Origin of the sequence: Variovorax sp. J31P207 (genome assembly GCF_030316965.1) — a bacterium.
Classification (GTDB): domain Bacteria; phylum Pseudomonadota; class Gammaproteobacteria; order Burkholderiales; family Burkholderiaceae_C; genus Variovorax; species Variovorax ginsengisoli_B.
Map to the genome: position 1 here is coordinate 92817 of NZ_JASZYN010000001.1, position 15504 is coordinate 108320.

The 15504-nt window shown below is 66.2% G+C and carries 13 protein-coding genes; 6 read left to right on the forward strand and 7 right to left on the reverse strand.

All coding sequences use genetic code 11. The features are described from left to right. Positions 1 to 105: 105 nt before the first annotated feature. From QTI68_RS00420 to QTI68_RS00430, 3 genes are read left to right on the forward strand one after another with little or no spacing between them, the layout of a single operon-like run. The gene (locus QTI68_RS00420) at positions 106 to 690 is read left to right on the forward strand and encodes a DUF2760 domain-containing protein (RefSeq protein WP_286518885.1); all 585 of its coding nucleotides are present in this window, start codon (positions 106 to 108) and stop codon (positions 688 to 690) included. Then, the gene (locus QTI68_RS00425; protein ID WP_286518887.1) at positions 687 to 2561 is read left to right on the forward strand and encodes an Hsp70 family protein; all 1875 of its coding nucleotides are present in this window, start codon (positions 687 to 689) and stop codon (positions 2559 to 2561) included. Before QTI68_RS00420 ends, QTI68_RS00425 begins: the two co-directional genes overlap by 4 nt. Positions 2562 to 2586: 25 nt before the next feature. After that, a complete protein-coding gene (locus tag QTI68_RS00430; protein ID WP_286518889.1) occupies positions 2587 to 5355 on the forward strand; it encodes an Hsp70 family protein in 2769 nt (922 codons plus the stop codon). A 653-nt stretch (positions 5356 to 6008) separates the two neighbouring features. Here QTI68_RS00430 and QTI68_RS00435 read toward each other — a convergent pair. The 5 genes from QTI68_RS00435 to QTI68_RS00455 all read right to left on the reverse strand — a co-directional run bounded on the left by QTI68_RS00435 (position 6009) and on the right by QTI68_RS00455 (position 9477). Continuing rightward, positions 6009 to 6497 carry a SixA phosphatase family protein gene (locus tag QTI68_RS00435; protein ID WP_286518891.1) on the reverse strand — a complete coding sequence of 163 codons (489 nt, stop codon included), beginning with the start codon at positions 6495 to 6497 and terminating at the stop codon, positions 6009 to 6011. A gap of 426 nt (positions 6498 to 6923) precedes the next feature. Beyond that, on the reverse strand, positions 6924 to 7244 hold the full coding sequence (locus QTI68_RS00440; RefSeq protein WP_286518892.1) for a hypothetical protein: 321 nt from the start codon (positions 7242 to 7244) through the stop codon (positions 6924 to 6926). 80 nt (positions 7245 to 7324) lie between these two features. After that, positions 7325 to 7636, reverse strand: coding sequence for a hypothetical protein (locus QTI68_RS00445; protein WP_286518894.1), 312 nt, complete (start codon positions 7634 to 7636; stop codon positions 7325 to 7327). Positions 7637 to 7702: 66 nt separating this feature from the next. Further along, the gene (locus QTI68_RS00450; RefSeq protein WP_286518896.1) at positions 7703 to 8101 is read right to left on the reverse strand and encodes a hypothetical protein; all 399 of its coding nucleotides are present in this window, start codon (positions 8099 to 8101) and stop codon (positions 7703 to 7705) included. Positions 8102 to 8982: 881 nt separating this feature from the next. Beyond that, positions 8983 to 9477 carry a hypothetical protein gene (locus QTI68_RS00455; RefSeq protein WP_286518898.1) on the reverse strand — a complete coding sequence of 165 codons (495 nt, stop codon included), beginning with the start codon at positions 9475 to 9477 and terminating at the stop codon, positions 8983 to 8985. 304 nt (positions 9478 to 9781) lie between these two features. Here QTI68_RS00455 and QTI68_RS00460 point away from each other — a divergent pair, with 304 nt between their 5' ends. Both QTI68_RS00460 and QTI68_RS00465 read left to right on the forward strand, forming a co-directional pair. Then, positions 9782 to 11026: a cation:proton antiporter gene (locus QTI68_RS00460; RefSeq protein ID WP_286518899.1), complete on the forward strand. Its 1245-nt coding sequence runs from the start codon at positions 9782 to 9784 to the stop codon at positions 11024 to 11026. 509 nt (positions 11027 to 11535) lie between these two features. Then, positions 11536 to 11892: a hypothetical protein gene (locus tag QTI68_RS00465; protein ID WP_286518901.1), complete on the forward strand. Its 357-nt coding sequence runs from the start codon at positions 11536 to 11538 to the stop codon at positions 11890 to 11892. Between the two features lie 446 nt (positions 11893 to 12338). On the opposite strand, the gene QTI68_RS00470 is transcribed toward QTI68_RS00465, so the two are convergent. Both QTI68_RS00470 and QTI68_RS00475 read right to left on the reverse strand, forming a co-directional pair. Further along, positions 12339 to 12776 (reverse strand): nucleoside deaminase, encoded by a 438-nt coding sequence (locus tag QTI68_RS00470; protein WP_353506385.1) that lies wholly within the window; start codon positions 12774 to 12776, stop codon positions 12339 to 12341. A 312-nt stretch (positions 12777 to 13088) separates the two neighbouring features. Further along, positions 13089 to 13643: a hypothetical protein gene (locus QTI68_RS00475; RefSeq protein ID WP_286518902.1), complete on the reverse strand. Its 555-nt coding sequence runs from the start codon at positions 13641 to 13643 to the stop codon at positions 13089 to 13091. 769 nt (positions 13644 to 14412) lie between these two features. On the opposite strand from QTI68_RS00475, the gene QTI68_RS00480 reads away from it, so the two are divergent. Then, positions 14413 to 15360: a helix-turn-helix domain-containing protein gene (locus QTI68_RS00480; RefSeq protein WP_286518903.1), complete on the forward strand. Its 948-nt coding sequence runs from the start codon at positions 14413 to 14415 to the stop codon at positions 15358 to 15360. The last annotated feature ends 144 nt before the right edge of the window (positions 15361 to 15504 follow it).

Consider the following 15504-nt stretch of genomic DNA (forward strand, 5'->3'; position numbering starts at 1 on the left):
CCATGGCGACATCCGATTCCCGGCCCTGACCTCGTCAGCAAGCCCGGGCCCTGACAACCGGCGATCGCGGCTGCAGCTGCCCGATCGGCCGATTTGGAGCAATCAATGAACCGCACGCAATCCCCATCGTCCGACGGTGTCAAGCCCTCCCTGTTGCGCCGCATTCCACTGGCATTCGGCGCCTTGTTCGGTTTGTTGGCGAATGCAGATTTGGCTGCACGGTATGCCGCGCTGCGCGATGGCGCTGCTGTACCGACTCCGGCTTCGCCAACGGCTGCAACGGCGCCCCCATCGTCGGTGCTGAAGGATCTGAGCCCCGACGCCGCGCTGCAGCTGCTCGCGCTGCTGCAGCGTGACGCGCGGTTGATCGATTTCGTTGGCGAGGAACTCAGCGGCTATGCCGACGCCCAGATCGGCGCGGCGGCACGCCTGGTGCACGAAGGCTGCGCCAAGGTGCTGCGCGAGCATTTCAGCCTCGTACCGGTGCGCGACGAGGCCGAAGGCAGCCGCGTCACGTTGCAGGCGGGCTTCGACGCCGCGGCGGTCCGGGTAACTGGCAACGTGGTCGGTCAACCGCCCTTTGCCGGCAGCCTGAGGCATCGCGGCTGGCGCGTCACCGAGGTGCGCTTGCCCAAGCTGGCCGAGCGACACGACGCGCGCGTGGTGGCGCCGGCGGAGGTCGAGCTGTGACCGGGCCGCGCTTTGCGATCGGCATCGATCTCGGCACCACGCACAGTGCACTCGCCTACGTCGACATTGCCGGCAGCGACAGCGAGGCCACCGTTCACGGCACGCTGCCGATTCCGCAGCTCACCGCGCTCGGTGCGGTCGAATCGATGTCGTTGCTGCCGTCTTTCCTGTACCTGCCGCATGCCGATGAAATGGCGGCCGGGGAGCTGATGTTGCCCTGGCCGTCCGACGGCCAGCAGGTGGTCGGCGAACTGGCGCGCAACCGCGGCGCGACGACGCCGATCCGGCTGGTGTCGAGCGCCAAGAGCTGGCTTTGCCACCCTGGCGTCGACCGGCGCGCCTCGATCCTGCCGCACGACGCGCCGCCCGAGGTGGCTCGGGTGTCGCCGCTCGACGCCTCGACGCATTACCTGGAACATGTGCGCAACGCCTGGGACCACGCGCACCCCGAGGCGCCGTTCGCGCAGCAGGATGTGACGGTGACGATCCCGGCGTCGTTCGACCCCGCCGCGCGGGAGCTGACGGTCGAAGCCGCCAAGACCGCGGGCTGCAGTTCGCTGACGCTGCTCGAAGAGCCGCAATCCGCGCTGTACAGTTGGATCGAGGCCAGCGGCGGCGCCTGGCGCAAGCAGGTGCAGCCGGGCGACATCATCTTGGTGATCGACGTCGGCGGCGGCACCAGCGACTTTTCGCTGATCGCCGTGCTCGAACGCGACGGCAACCTCGAATTGCATCGAGTCGCGGTCGGCGAGCACATCCTGCTCGGCGGCGACAACATGGACCTGGCGCTGGCGCATGGCGTCGCCCGCAAGCTGGCCGCTGCCGGCACCACCCTCGATGCGTGGCAGCTGCGCGCGCTGACCTATGCCTGCCGCAGCGCGAAGGAAGACCTGCTCGGCGATGCCGACGGGCCGGCCGACACCGCCGCGCAACCCATCGTCGTGCCCAGCCGCGGCAGCAAGTTGATCGGCGGCTCGATCCGTACCGAGCTGACGGCCGACGAAGTGGGCATGACGATCGTCGACGGCTTCTTCCCGCAGGTCGAGGCCTCGGCACGGCCGATGAGTCGCGTGCGCGCCGGCCTGGCGCAGCTCGGTCTTCCGTATGCACAGGATGCGGCCGTCACGCGCCACCTGGCGGCGTTCCTCGGCCGGCAGCTCGGCGCGGTGGCCGAACTGGAGGGCTTCGATGACCGCATCGGCAAGGGCGCGGAAGGCGCCAGCTTCCTGCATCCCACCGCGGTGCTGTTCAACGGCGGCGTCTTCAAGTCGGCGCTGCTGGCCGATCGCACGCTGGCGACCGTCAACGGGTGGCTCGCCGCCGAGGGGGCCGCGCCGGCGCGGCTCCTGGCCGGCGCTGACCTCGATCTGGCGGTGGCGCGCGGCGCCGCCTACTACGGCTATGTGCGGCGCGGCCACGGCGTGCGCATCCGCGGAGGCACCGCGTTCGCGTACTACGTCGGGGTCGAATCGTCGATGCCCGCGGTGCCCGGGATCGAACCGCCGGTGGAGGCGCTGTGCGTGGCGCCGTTCGGCATGGAAGAAGGCACCGAGGCCGAGCTGCCCGGGCTCGAACTCGGGCTGGTGGTCGGTGAGCCGGTGCACTTCCGCTTCTACGCCTCATCGGTGCGGCGCCAGGACGCGGTCGGCACGCTGCTCGGCGCCTGGGCGCCCGACGAACTGCAGGAGCTCGCCCCCCTCACGGCCACGCTGTCGCCCGAAGGCCGCAGCCCCGGCGAGGTGGTGCCCGTGCGGCTGCACGCCCGCGTGACGGAAGCCGGCACGCTCGAACTCGAAGCGGTGCCGCGCAGTGGCGACGAACGCTGGAAGATCGAATTCGATGTGCGCGGCGAGCGCCGGCAGGACGCGTAGCGGGCCGCCGCCGGTTGGTCTTCTCATGAGCGCCGCCTGGACGGTCGGCATCGACCTTGGTACCACGCACACCGTCGTCGCCTGCGCGCCAGCGCAAGGCCGCGTGGACACCATCCGCTTGTTCGACATCGAACAGCTGGTCGCGCCCGGCGAGGTGGCGGCGCGGCCGCTGCTGCCCTCGATGCGCTACCACCCGGCGCCGGGCGAACTGGCGCCGGGTGACTTGGCGCTGCCTTGGGCGCCGCCCGCCGCCGGCTACGCGGCCGTGATCGGCAGCCTGGCGCGTCAACTCGGTGCCCAGGTGCCCGGGCGGCTGGTGGTCAGCGCGAAGAGCTGGCTGTCGCATGCCGCAGTCGAACGGCTGGCGCCCATCCTGCCCTGGGGCGCAGCGGCCGATGTGTTGAAGGTCTCCCCGGTGGAGGCCAGCGCGAGCTACCTTGCGCACCTGCGCGCGGCCTGGAACCATCGCTATCCGACGGCCTTGCTCGAGCACCAGGAACTGGTGCTGACGGTGCCGGCCTCGTTCGACGACGCGGCGCGCGCCCTGACCGTCGAAGCGGCACGCGACGCCGGCCTGCCGCTGCTGCGCCTGCTCGAAGAACCCCAGGCTGCGCTGTACGACTGGCTGTTCCGCCACCGCGACGCGCTCGGCAAGGCGCTGGAGCGCACTCGGCTGGTGCTGGTGTGCGATGTCGGCGGCGGCACCACCGACCTGAGCCTGGTGCGCGTCGACTGGGACGGGGCCGAGCCACGGCTCGAGCGCATTGCGGTCGGCCGCCACCTGATGCTCGGTGGCGACAACATGGACCTGGCCCTCGCGCATCTGGCCGAAGCCAGACTCGACACGGCGGCGGGCCAGACCGCGGCACGCCTGTCGGCCGGCCAGCTGTCTCAGCTGGTCGAGCGCTGTCGCGCCGCCAAGGAACGGCTCCTGGCCGCCGACGCGCCGGCCAGCGCGCAGGTCACGTTGCTCGGCGCGGGTTCGCGCCTGGTCGGCGGCGCACGCTCGGTGACGCTGAGCCGCGAAGAGGTCGAGCGCATCGTGGTCGATGGCTTCTTTCCGCAGGTGGCGGCGACCGAACTGCCGCGGCGCGAGCGCGCCAGCGGGCTGGTCGCGTTCGGCCTGCCCTACGCCAGCGACCCGGCCGTGACGCGCCATATCGCCGGCTTCCTGCAACAGCACGCGTCGGCCGGCTTGCCCGACGCGCTGCTGCTCAACGGCGGCGTGTTCCGTGCCGATGCGATCGCCGCGCGTCTTCACGCGACTCTCGGCGCGTGGCGCGGCGCGCCGCTGCAGACGCTGCACAACGCCGACCCGGACGTCGCGGTCGCGCGCGGCGCGGTTGCCTACGCGCTGGCGCGGCGCGGCTTGGCGCCGAAGATCGGCGGCGGTTCGGCGCGCAGCTACTTTTTGCCGCTCGACGATGGCAAGGGGCGAGCAGTCTGCGTGCTGCCGCAGGGCAGCGAAGAAGGCCGCGAGATTCGTCTCGAAGGCCGGAACTTCGAGCTGCGCGTCGGCGAACCGGTGCGCTTCCACCTCGTTTCGACCACGGCCGGTGGCGCGGGCCAGCCCACGCCGCTGGCCGGCGAACTGGTCGATCTCGGCGAGCGCGATGTGCAGCCGCTGCCGCCGGTTGCCACCGTCGTGCGGGCCGATGGCGGCACAGCGCGACGCCACATTCCCGTGCAGCTGGTGACGATGCTGACTGAGGTTGGGACGCTCGAGGTGCACTGCATCTCCGCCAGCGACCCGATGCAGCGCTGGAAGCTCGAGTTCCAGCTGCGCACCGATTCGACTGCCCCGGCATCCGCCGGGGCCGGACTGCCACCGCGCTTTGGCGAGGCGCTCGAATGCATCGAGCGCGTCTTCGGCGCCCGCGACCGCGAGGTCGGACCCAAGGCCGTCAAGCAGTTGCGCACGCAACTCGAAGCCCTGCTCGGCAGCCGCGAGCGCTGGCCGACCGCGCTGCTGCGTCCGCTGTTCGATGCGCTGTGGCAACGCGCGCGTGGCCGCCACCGATCGGCCGACCACGAACGTCTGTGGCTGAGCCTGGCCGGCTGGTGCCTGCGGCCGGGATTCGGCGACGCGCTCGACGGCTGGCGCATCGCACAGTTGTGGTCGATTTTCGAGCTGGGCGTGCAGCACCGCCGCGATCGCCAAGTCGATGCCGAATGGTGGACGCTGTGGCGCCGCGTTGCCGGCGGGTTGGATGACGCAGCCCAGGCGAGGCTGCTCGAGGATTTCGCGATCAACCTGCGTGGCGAAGAGGCGGGCATCCACGTAAGACCACCGCGGCTCGTCAAGGGGGGCTGGGACGACATGGTGCGTATGGGCGCTTCGCTCGAACGCATCCCGGCCGATCACAAGGTGGAGATCGGCGACTGGCTGGTCGAGCGCCTGCAGCGACCGGGCGCCGCAGGCGATCCTCAGGCCCGCGACACCTGGACGCTGTGGGCCATCGGCCGCATCGGTGCGCGCGCCCCCCTGTACGGCAGCGCCCATGGCGTGGTGCCGGCCGCCGCCGCCGTCGCCTGGCTCGACGCCCTGCTCGCGCTGGACTGGAAAAGAGTCGAAGGCGCCGCCGCCTCTGCTGCCAACCTGGCCCGTCTGAGCGGTGATCGTGCTCGCGACCTGTCGCTCGAAGCGCGCGAACGAGTCATCGCCCGGCTCGAGGCCCATCGGGCTCCGGCGCCGTGGATCGCCCGAGTGCGCGAGGTCGTTCCGCTCGACGAAGCCGGTGAACGCGGCGTGTTCGGCGAAGCCTTGCCGCCGGGCTTGAGGTTGATCGGCTGAATGCTGAGCCAAAGAGGCCTCGGTTGGCCGATCGGGGGGCGACACGGTCATCCGGTCGTCCGGAATGCGAGGTTCCGAAGGATCCGCATGCACCGCACACCCCCAACTTCTGGAGGCTCTCCGTTGCGCGGGCGATCTCGACCGTGGGCATGGCAGGCTGATTTTTCGGCCTGCCATGCCTACCAGCGGGATCACGATGGGACATATGCGCCAGGCCCTGCGCCCGCAGCCTGAAGCCGGCCTGAGCTAAGCCCAAGGTCGCCCGCGCCGTCGGAATCGGCAAGGGAACCGTCGGCAAGTTCATGCTGGGCGCGCGCCGGCGGCGAGTACTGGGGCGTTGTCTAGACCCTCTCGGACCTTGAGGCCCGCCTGTACTGGCCGACCGTGCCGCGTTCGAGTCGTCCAGTTCGAACCCCCACCCCTTCGCCCTGGCGGTTGTCCAACGCTGCAGCGCGTCGCGCGCGCCATTGGTCCATTGGTCGCCGGGTACATCAAAGCATCGTGACCGGCACGCTTGGCGCACCACTTGATCACGTACCCGTTGGGATCGCGGAAGTAGATGGAGTTGATGAAGTCGTGGTTCGAAACACCGCGCGTCTCGATGCCCTGCGATTGAAGGCTTCGAAATCGCCAACTCCGGAAGTTGGACTACTTCACTTCTTCGGCGCGTCCAGTTTCACCTTCGCCGGGCCAATCCTACCGACATCCGCCCACGCCTTTGTGTCGAAGCGGAACTCGGCGACGGCGCAAGTAGGCAGGTCAATCATCTCGCTCGATAGCCGGTGGGTGAGGTCGGCAAACTCCGGGTTGTGGCCGAAGAACATCACGCAGTCCAGCTTCTCATCAAGCGCGTAAATGACGGCGAGCAAGTCGTGCGGGCTGCTGGCGTAGAGGCGTTCATCGACGACGATGTCTTTGCGTGGATAGCCGATCTCGTCGGCGACAAGTTGCGCCGTCGTCAGCGCGCGCAGCGCCGGGCTCGATGCAAGCAGATCGGGCTTTACCCCGCGCTTACTGAGACGCTTGCCCATCGTGGGCGCGTCCTGGCGACCACGCTCGTCCAATGGTCGCTCCAGATCCGACAAGGACGTATTGTCGCGACTCGATTTAGCATGCCGCACTAGATAAAGGGTTTTCACCATCAACTTTCGATCTCATTCAACTCTACACCGGTAATCCACGCCAAACGCTGACCTTGATCGAGAGATCATCCCGATCTCGTTCTGGATGCTACCGGCCGATCTCGAGGTTGCGTCCTCCCTATCCCCAAAGAGTCAGCGGCTCGCGGCCCGCGAAGGGTCGCCCGCACCTATGACAGCAAAGTGGATGCCGCAAGGAGTCGCCACGAAAAAAGCCCGCCAAAGCGGGCAATGAGGACAATCTGAAGTCCTCTTGGAGGAGGAAGATCAAATGTTGAGCTCGCTGGGTGAACGAGGCCTTAACGCGGAAAACGCGCACGGCCTGCATACATCGACAGCGGGTCAGACGTATTCTGGACTGTTTGTCCTCTGGAGCCGGTAAAGGCCGGGCTGCTGCTCTAGCCAGGCGATCCGGACGCCCACAATTGATCAGCCGCCACCGCTCTTCATTCTGGCCAGTGCATCAAGCCGGCGGAGCGCCTGCCGGGCGGCGGCCAGTTCTGGCGTCTTGCCGGCTTGGGCCTCGAGGTCGTCCAGCGCCTTCGAGATCAGGGCGAGGTCATCGGGCTTCGCCGGCGCGCGCTTCACGGGGTCGGGCATGTCCTCCTCGGAAATCACCTCGACGTCGGGCGCTGCCTTCTGCTCCGCGGCGCCAGGCGTGGTGTATCCGCCCTTTGACGACTTCGTCAGTAGGGTGCCGCGCTGAAAGAATCGGAACTTGGCGCCCACAGGCAACTCGCTGAATTGCATTCCCACATCCTAAGGCAGGGCGTACGTGGATGGGGTGCAGCGTCGCGGTACAGCGCTGCCGGCAGACCCGCGCAGGCGCGCTACTGCCCCAGGATGCCCAGCCGCGATCCGGCCGGGTAGCAGTTGGCGCCGTCCTGCGGGCAGAACACGACGTAGGTGGTGCGCTGGCCGCAGCCCGAGACGCCGATCGTGTATTCGGCACGCACCGTGCCCTGGAAGCGCCAGTTCTGGACCAGCGGCTGGAGGGTCTCGCGCGACAGCATCTGCGCCGTCGCCGCGGGGCAGTTCAGTTCGAACTGGCCGCGCCGCAGCGCTTTGACGAAGGGCAGCGTCTCTTGGCGCTGAAGGACAGCAACGGGGGCGCAGCCGACTTGCGCTGAGCTCTGAAGCATTGTTCCGTATCCAGGGCGTGGCCGTTCGCTGGAGCTAAACGCTTCCGATGCAGCAGGAGAAGGTTTTCACCGGGAGCGGAGATTTACGTTGACGGATGGGTCCGTGGTCGACGGGGTTCCGACCTCGGGAAGATCCGCCGCGGCCGCTTCTTCCAGGGTGGCGTTCCGATACTCGGCCAGCATCGTGCGACGGAACTCGGTCACAGGTATCAGGCGGTCACCTAAATCGTGAAAATGGGCGCGAATATAGGCATGCTCGCGGATCCAGCATCCGCGCGACGTGCCACCATCCAAAAGGGTGAGAAAGCAAACGCGGCTGGGCGCGGGGCACCCCTCTTCGGCATCGGTCAGTTGCATGACCTGGTACGGGCTTGCGCTGGCCACGAAGAGAACGTGCGGCTGCAAGTCGCAGCCGAGAAGGATCGTGCAACTGGCGACGACCGCCATCATGGACGACGACTTCATGGCTGACCTTCCAGGGCGCGCTCGGGGAAAACTCGATTGAGCGCTTTCGCGTTACCGTCGTCAACTCCAAAAAGGGGGGGCCGCGACCCATGCCTCGACTCCACGCGTGGCGCTCGCAGCCATGGCTGCGCGGATGCGCTGCCCGGTCGTGTTCGTGTGGTCGTTCATGACGCGCAGTAGCAAGTCGAGGAGCGCCACCGACTGGGTGGGGCTGGGCTTCAGGGCCGGCGCAACGCCGCGGTGACCATCCCTCGACCTGGAACGCGATTGATCAAGGGCCACATGGAGAACATGAGGAAGTCCGCCGAAGCGGGCAACGAGGACCTTGCTGTCCTCGTCGAGGTGAAAATTGCTCTTGACGTCACTGCCGCAGAAGCACGCAACGAACGCGATACTTCCGCTGCTCGCATCACGCGCAGCGGTGATGCCTTAGTACCGGCCGCGACGAGGGCGCTCGGAGGGGACGCGAGAGCTCGGCGAACAACTCCGCATAACGTTCGGGCCGGCCCGCCGCGAAGCGCGCATCGAGCACCACGTTGCGATCGTCAAGGAAGACTTTCTCGGCAAGCCCGGCGCGCATGGCAGACCTGGGGCTGCCCGCCTGGGGGTCCGGCCCTCCCCTAGACCAGTCCAGACGGGACTTACAGCGGATCCACACCCGACGCAGGTGCGCTTGGAAGTGAGGGCAGGAATCCGGTCGGTCACCCGCACAGAGTGCCATGAGGTAGATGAGCGGCCTCGGCCTCTCTTGCAGGTCACGAAGCGGCTGGACTTGGGGCAGCAGCGTGGCCATGCTCCTCGTCACGGGATAGGAAAAGCAGCAGAGCCTGGTAATGCCAGGACCGCCTCTTGAGGCAATGAGAGCGATTCACATGGTGGGGTCACGCTGCCAGCGACATCGTCGACGCGTTGGACGGGAACCCGGGATACCAGCGGGCGAAGTCATCGCGGAGTTGGCCGTCGATGACGCGCACCCTCACCTGCAGCAGTATGTGCGCGCTGCGAGGATCCCAGCGCATCTGCTGCGACTTCGACATGCGCTTGTCAATAAGTTGGTTGACCGCGGACTCCATGAACGCACTGGAGATGCGTCGGCCCGTTCGGTAGCGCCTTCCGTAGTTGGGCAGCGAATCCGAGTTGTTGCGCAGGTAGCCGAGCAGTTCGAGCGTGAGCTTTCGAATCTGACGCGCGGCGGGCTTGCGGCGCACCGTCGACTTGCCCAAGACGTAGAACATCGTGGCCAGGCGCCGCATGGCTTCTGGCGCTCGACCATGCCAAAGCCGCCACTTCAATCCGCCGGCCAGACTCGATAACCAGTCGTGGTCGGCGAATCTGAGCTGACTGGCCGTTGGCCGGCCATGGACGACGGGGTCCATCCCTGCCTCCACCGCTCCCACATCAACGCCTTCTGGCTGTCTGTGTAGTAGGTTCGCGTCCGGTAAGCCATCTGCAACACTCCTTCTGCCTACGGCAGTCATCAGTGTGTTGCATCGACCGGTTGAATCCGCACCCGGTCAGAGCCCTTCCTCAGCTCCAGCGACAGCAGCAGCCTGCGGTAATCAGCAGTTTGCATCGACCCATGTGTGCGAGCTCCGCGACGAGATGGCCCGCTGAGATTCATGGAGTTCGACTTGCAGGGCCTGGCTTTAACATCGAGACTTTTGTTACCTCGGGAACGCCATGTCCGCCACCCTCCTACTCTTGCAGCTCATCGTCATCCTCGTGACTGCTCGAGCCTGCGGATGGCTCCTGCGCTTCGTGGGGCAGCCGAATGTTGTGGGCGAAATGACTGCTGGGCTTGTGCTCGGACCGGTAGTGACGGGTGCTTTGTTCCCAGCGTTCCACGCCCAGCTTTTTCCGAAAGACTCCCTGGCCGGGCTGTCGGCGCTTTCCACCATCGGACTGGTGATGTTCATGTTCATCGTCGGCCTCGAACTGCGCGCGCACAAGGGGGTTCGTGAGCAACTGCGTTCCGCGGGCGGGGTGGGGCTGCTCAGCGTCGCAGCGCCCATGGCCTTGGGTTTGGCGATCGCGCCTGCGCTGCACTCCAGCCTCGCTCCTGCCGGCATCGGGCGATGGACGTTTTCGCTGTTCATTGCTGCAGCCTTGTCCATCACGGCTTTTCCAGTGATGGCGCGCATCTTGAAGGATCGCGGGCTCACCCACACCCGTTTTGGGCAGCTCTCGCTAGCATCTGCGGCGGTAGCTGACGCCTGCGCGTGGATAGTTCTGGCATTCGTCGTGGCGCTCGTTGGTGCGGGCGACGGCTACGGAGGTCTGGCGAAGATCGTCGCGGGCGTCGCGATCTTGCTCGCGGTCCTGTTTGGCGCTATTCGTCCGCTGTTTGCGCGGCTCTTGCGCACCCACGCTCCAGGCGGTGAGCCCACCCTGCCCGTGCTTGCATGTCTCATGGTAGGCGTGCTGACGTCCGCCATGGTGACGGAGTGGCTCCACCTGCACGCTGTTTTCGGGGCGTTCCTGTTCGGTGCTGCACTACCACGAGACGACCGGTTGCTCGACTCTCTCGCAAAACGCATCGAGCCATTCTCGATCGTTGTGCTGATGCCGCTGTTTTTCGCACTAGCGGGCCTCAACACAACGTCTAGTGCTTTCGTGGGCGGAAGCCTGGGGGCCATGTTGCTTGTGCTTGCCATGGCCACGATCGGCAAGGTCGCTGGCAGCGCAGTCGGAGCCAAGATAGCGGGCTATCCATGGCGCGACAGCTTGGCAACGGGTGCATTGATGAACGCCCGGGGACTCATGGAGCTGATCGTCATGAAGATCGGGCTGGACGCAGGCTTGATTGGTCAGGAAATGTTCACAATGCTGTTGGTGATGGCATTGGTCACCACTGCGATGACGACGCCGCTCATGACATTTTTCTCCGGCGCGCGCTCTGCGATGGCTCCGTTGCCCTCGCAATAGCATGGAGCGAACGGTGTGCGCCAAGGCATCGGCGCGCTCCCTGTCGTGGAGGCGAGCGTTAGGATACCGACTATGCCAGCCGGGTTTCGAAGCCCGATCGAACTGCGGCTTGTAGCGTCGCCCGAGTGAAGGTAGGGACCCGTCGGGGGTAGGTGTCCCCGCTTGGGTTGCGGCGCCGCCACCTAGGTCGCCGAGCGAAATCGGCACCACAGCGTGGTCGGTCGCTAGGCGGAGCCGAGTTCGCCGCCTTCTATCGGCCCAGGGGGGCCTGAGCGATGCGCCGGAGACCGTCGCCCAGGAACTGATCGAGACCTTCGATCGCGCGGCGGGCCAGATGAGTCTGTCATTTGCCTGGGTCTTGCGCATCGACGTCCGTGACCGAGGCCGTCCATGGCGGAGAGTGGTCGACATACGCCGGGCTCGCTTCGCCTCGAGCCCATGTCACAAAAGAACACAAAAGTACTCTTTCTTGCCATATCATCGGTCGCTTCTGCAGCGGGGGCGAGAGCATGAAAGCAGTGGCATCCATCCTGGCGGGGATTGCAGTTTTTGCCGGCTGTCTAGCCGCGTGGTGGTTCTACTGGCCAGCGTGGAAAGTGGAGGCACATGTGCGCGAGCAGCTTCGAGTGGGTACTGCGACCTTCTCCGGCGTGAAGTACAACCGGGTCACTGGCGCCGGCTGCGGCTATGTCAACGCTGGCAACAGCCGCGGCCTGCCCCAGGGAACGACGCATTTCGTCCTGCTGCCAGACGGCAGCCTGAAGTTCGACCCGTCCGACCGCGTGACGGGCTCGACGCTCCAGCAACTGGAAGCGCTCCGCAAGCATTCGGACTATCTGGCCTTGGTCTACGCACGTTGCGCCTGACAGTTCCTGTCCGTATCGCTGGGTATCAAGCGGATGATGGTGGCGCTCCTCGCTCGACCGAATGTACGAGTCGGCTCGGCAACATATTCGTATCCATGCTTCGCGAATTTGCCTTGTGAGTTCAAAGTAGCGCTTCGGATTCCACGTCGGCGAGGTCAAGTTCCAAAGTAGACCGGCCGTTCGTCGAACAAAGGCCCAAGGTCGGGTTTCGGCGACGGCCGTCATTCGGCAGCCAAACTCGAAGGACAGCAGACAGCGACCAAAGTCGCTCCGGAGTTCTTGCCCATGCAGCCCTTCGGCGCTGCGCCCCCCGTATACCGTTCCGGCTGCTGCTAAGGCCTCGCGGCGCCATGGCCGGCTCCGCTTTTGCCATTGGCTCGCTTTTGGAGGCGTGTCCCGCAATGTGTTAGCAACGATCGGCGCGCCATCCGCGAAGGGGACCACGGTCATGTCGTCTCCGGAACTCCGGCGTCGGTGAGCGATGGGCCAAAGTACATGCGCGAGATTCCCGCTTTTGCCGCTACCGCTTCACACCGACTGCACGGCCGCGAAGTGGAGTAGAGAACTGCTCCCAGCAAGCTTTCGCGCCCCAGCTTGAGCTGCGCATCGCGGATTGCCTCTCGTTCCGCATGAGCATCGGGATTCTGATTCTTCACGACCCGGCTTGGCCCTTGGCCCACGAGCTCGCCATCCAGCACCAGCACGGCGCCGTACGGTTGGTCACCCCAAGACTCAGCAAGGCGCTTCATCTCGACAGCGGCTTCGTACCAGCGAGCGCTTGCCTCGTTGGAAGGAATCCGGGGCTGGGCGGATACCCTCAACATGCTGCCGGCGAGCAGCGCCGCCCCACTTCCTAGCAACATTCTCCGGCCGTTCGGTGGCATATCAATGCATCTCAATTCCACGACCAATCGTTCGCCCGAGCCGCTGAGCTTGGCCGAAGCATGCCCGCATGCGGCCACCCAACTCTACATGGAAATCAATGTCCGAGCATTGTCGCCGTCTGCGGCGAAAGATCGTTTGAAGTCTCGCGCGGCAAGTCTCGACGGAGTGCTTCGCAGCGAAAGCCGAAGCTCGCTAGCCACGCGCGCAATGTCAGCTTTGTGGTCCACTACTGTACGCTGCAGTGGACCACTTCACGCCCATGCCGCCAGAGCGTCACGTTCAGGCCGGACCTGTCGCAGATTTGCCGCACCCTACGGAGTTTGGGACTTGCCAACGATCGCTTGGTTCTTCCGATGAAGGGTCTGGCCAACGTTGTCGTAAAACTCCTTCGGGTCGGCACCATCCGTGCGCAGAAACTGATATGCGATTGCCTCAATCTCCGCGGACGCAAGTCGGTTGGCCACCCACAAGGCCTTGAAGTCCAACGCAGTTCCTACCTGGATCAGCAGTGTTGCGAGGACAGCGAGGAGCGCAGCGAAATCCTTCTTTGCGCTCTCGCTCATCAGTTTCGACTCCAGCTTCAGGATGAAGGCTGAGAACAAACTGAGCGCCGAGGCCAAGACGGTCCACGACCACGAAGCGATGCTCCAGTTCTTTGAAGTCTTTCGCGTCGCAATGTAGTTGTCCTTGATGTTGGCTGCGACTTCTGCTGCTGCACCGCGGTCCTTGAAGCCATCGAGCGCTTTGACCACTACGTCGTCGTCTACGCCCGCCCTGTGCTCAGCTCCAAGCCACAACCAGATCCCCACGATCGATAGAAGAGCCGCGGCAACGATCGCACCCCGAAGCCATAGTGAAATCCTCATGGGAAACCCTCCCCAAAGCGAACAAGCCCCGCCCTACTCGCACTTCGTGAATCGCCCTGCCTCTACGCGTTGTAATAGAACGTCGAGCCGTCCTCTGCGGCCTTGGGTGTAGCTGGTCGTCAACACCGACTCATTGACGGCACCCGACTTCATCACTCGGTTCGTGAAGATCAGCATTGAGGCCTCCGGTGCTTTCTTGCGAGGGCAATGCACCGCCGCAGGAACTTCCCGGCTCAATGGCTGCAAACGCTGCATGACAGGGCGCCAATTCTGTGGCACGCCACGAGGCTCTCGCGTCCTCAATCGAATTGATGCGCTGATCCCATCTGCCCATCGCGCTCCTCACTCGGGAACCGGCACGCCGCTAGGCAGACGGAGCGCGAAAAGTCGCCGCGAAACCTAGCGCAATTGACGTCTCGCTCCGAATGCTGGTTCGCATGAGGTTCTAAATAGTCGCCAAGGCTGGATGTCGGCCTCGCAGCGGTTCCGGTCCTTCCCTGTTGGTGGGTGAACTCACGCTGTGGAGCCTATTCCGGTCTTCCACGGGTCAAGGAGCCGCTGGTATCGAAGGCCGGTACCAGGGTGTTGCAGACATAGCCAGTCGGCCGCCCTTCGAGGTCGAAGTAGCTTGCCTTGGTGTGATGGTCTAAGCTGCCGCAGCAGGTCGATGGGCATAGACCCCGTCGTTGTCCATGCCGTATCGCCGTCGGCGCCGCGTCCCCGCGCTACAGGTATGCTCTCGCCCGGTTCCACTGCGCAGAGGTCCCTCGTGAGAAGCCTGATTTCCTGGTCATCGGAGAGCCTGCCCGACGCGATGCGGCTTCGCGGGTGGCGCGACGCGCTGCATGCCACCATGCTGGAGATGGACGCAGTGCCGCTGCAACGCGACGGCTTCTTCAGCAGCCTGGAGCGCTGCACGCTGCACACCGTGCTTCCGCAGCAGGTGCACGGCGCGCCGCAGAAGATCTCCCGCTGCGCAGCTGACATTGCCCGCGGCCATCGCAATGCCTACTACCTGATCTCGCAGCCGCGGCTGCCCTGGCGCGTCATGCAGGCCGGCGCGGAGCAGCTGGTGCAACCGGGCGACGCCGTGCTGATCGACTCGCGCGAGCCGTACCAATTCGACTTCAGCGCCGGTCTGGAGTGCCTCTCCATCGAAATGCCCATCGAGTGGGTCGAACACTGGGTGCTGGCGCCGGGCCGCCTGATCGGACAGCCCGTGCGGGGCGACGCAGGCTGGGGCCGGGCCCTGCGCGGCACCCACGAGGCGCTGACGCCCGGCGCCGGCGCTGCCAGCGCCCCGGACAACGGCTGCGACGCGCTCATCGAAGCCCAACTGGGCGGCCTGCTGTCCCTGCTCGGCGAGGCCGCCGGCCCGGCGCGTGCATCGGCGGCCAACGCGCGCGCGCTGGCCGTGATGCGCGCGCGCTTCATGCAGCCGGGGCTGAGCGCTGCCGAGGTCGCGGCCGAGGCCGGCCTGTCGCTGCGCTCGCTGCATCGGGCGATGGCCGCGCAGGGGCAGAGCTTCCTGGCCACGCTGATGGCCCTGCGCGTGGACGCGGCGGCCGGCCTGCTGGCCCAGGCGCGCTGGCGCCACCTGGCCGTGGCCGAGATCGGCCGCCGCTGCGGTTTCGCCGATGCCTCGCACTTCGCGCGCCAGTTCCTGCAGCGACGGCAAACGACGCCGGCGGCCTTCCGCGCCCAGGCCCTGCGCTGAGCCGCCGTCCGGCGGCTTGCACCGCTGGCACGCAGCGGCCAGCATCATGGCGCGATGCGGCGCGCGGCAGCACCGCGCGCTGATTAAACTTTTTCTGGCGAGCCGCCCACGCGGCCCCTGTGCCGCGGCGCGCAAACGACATCG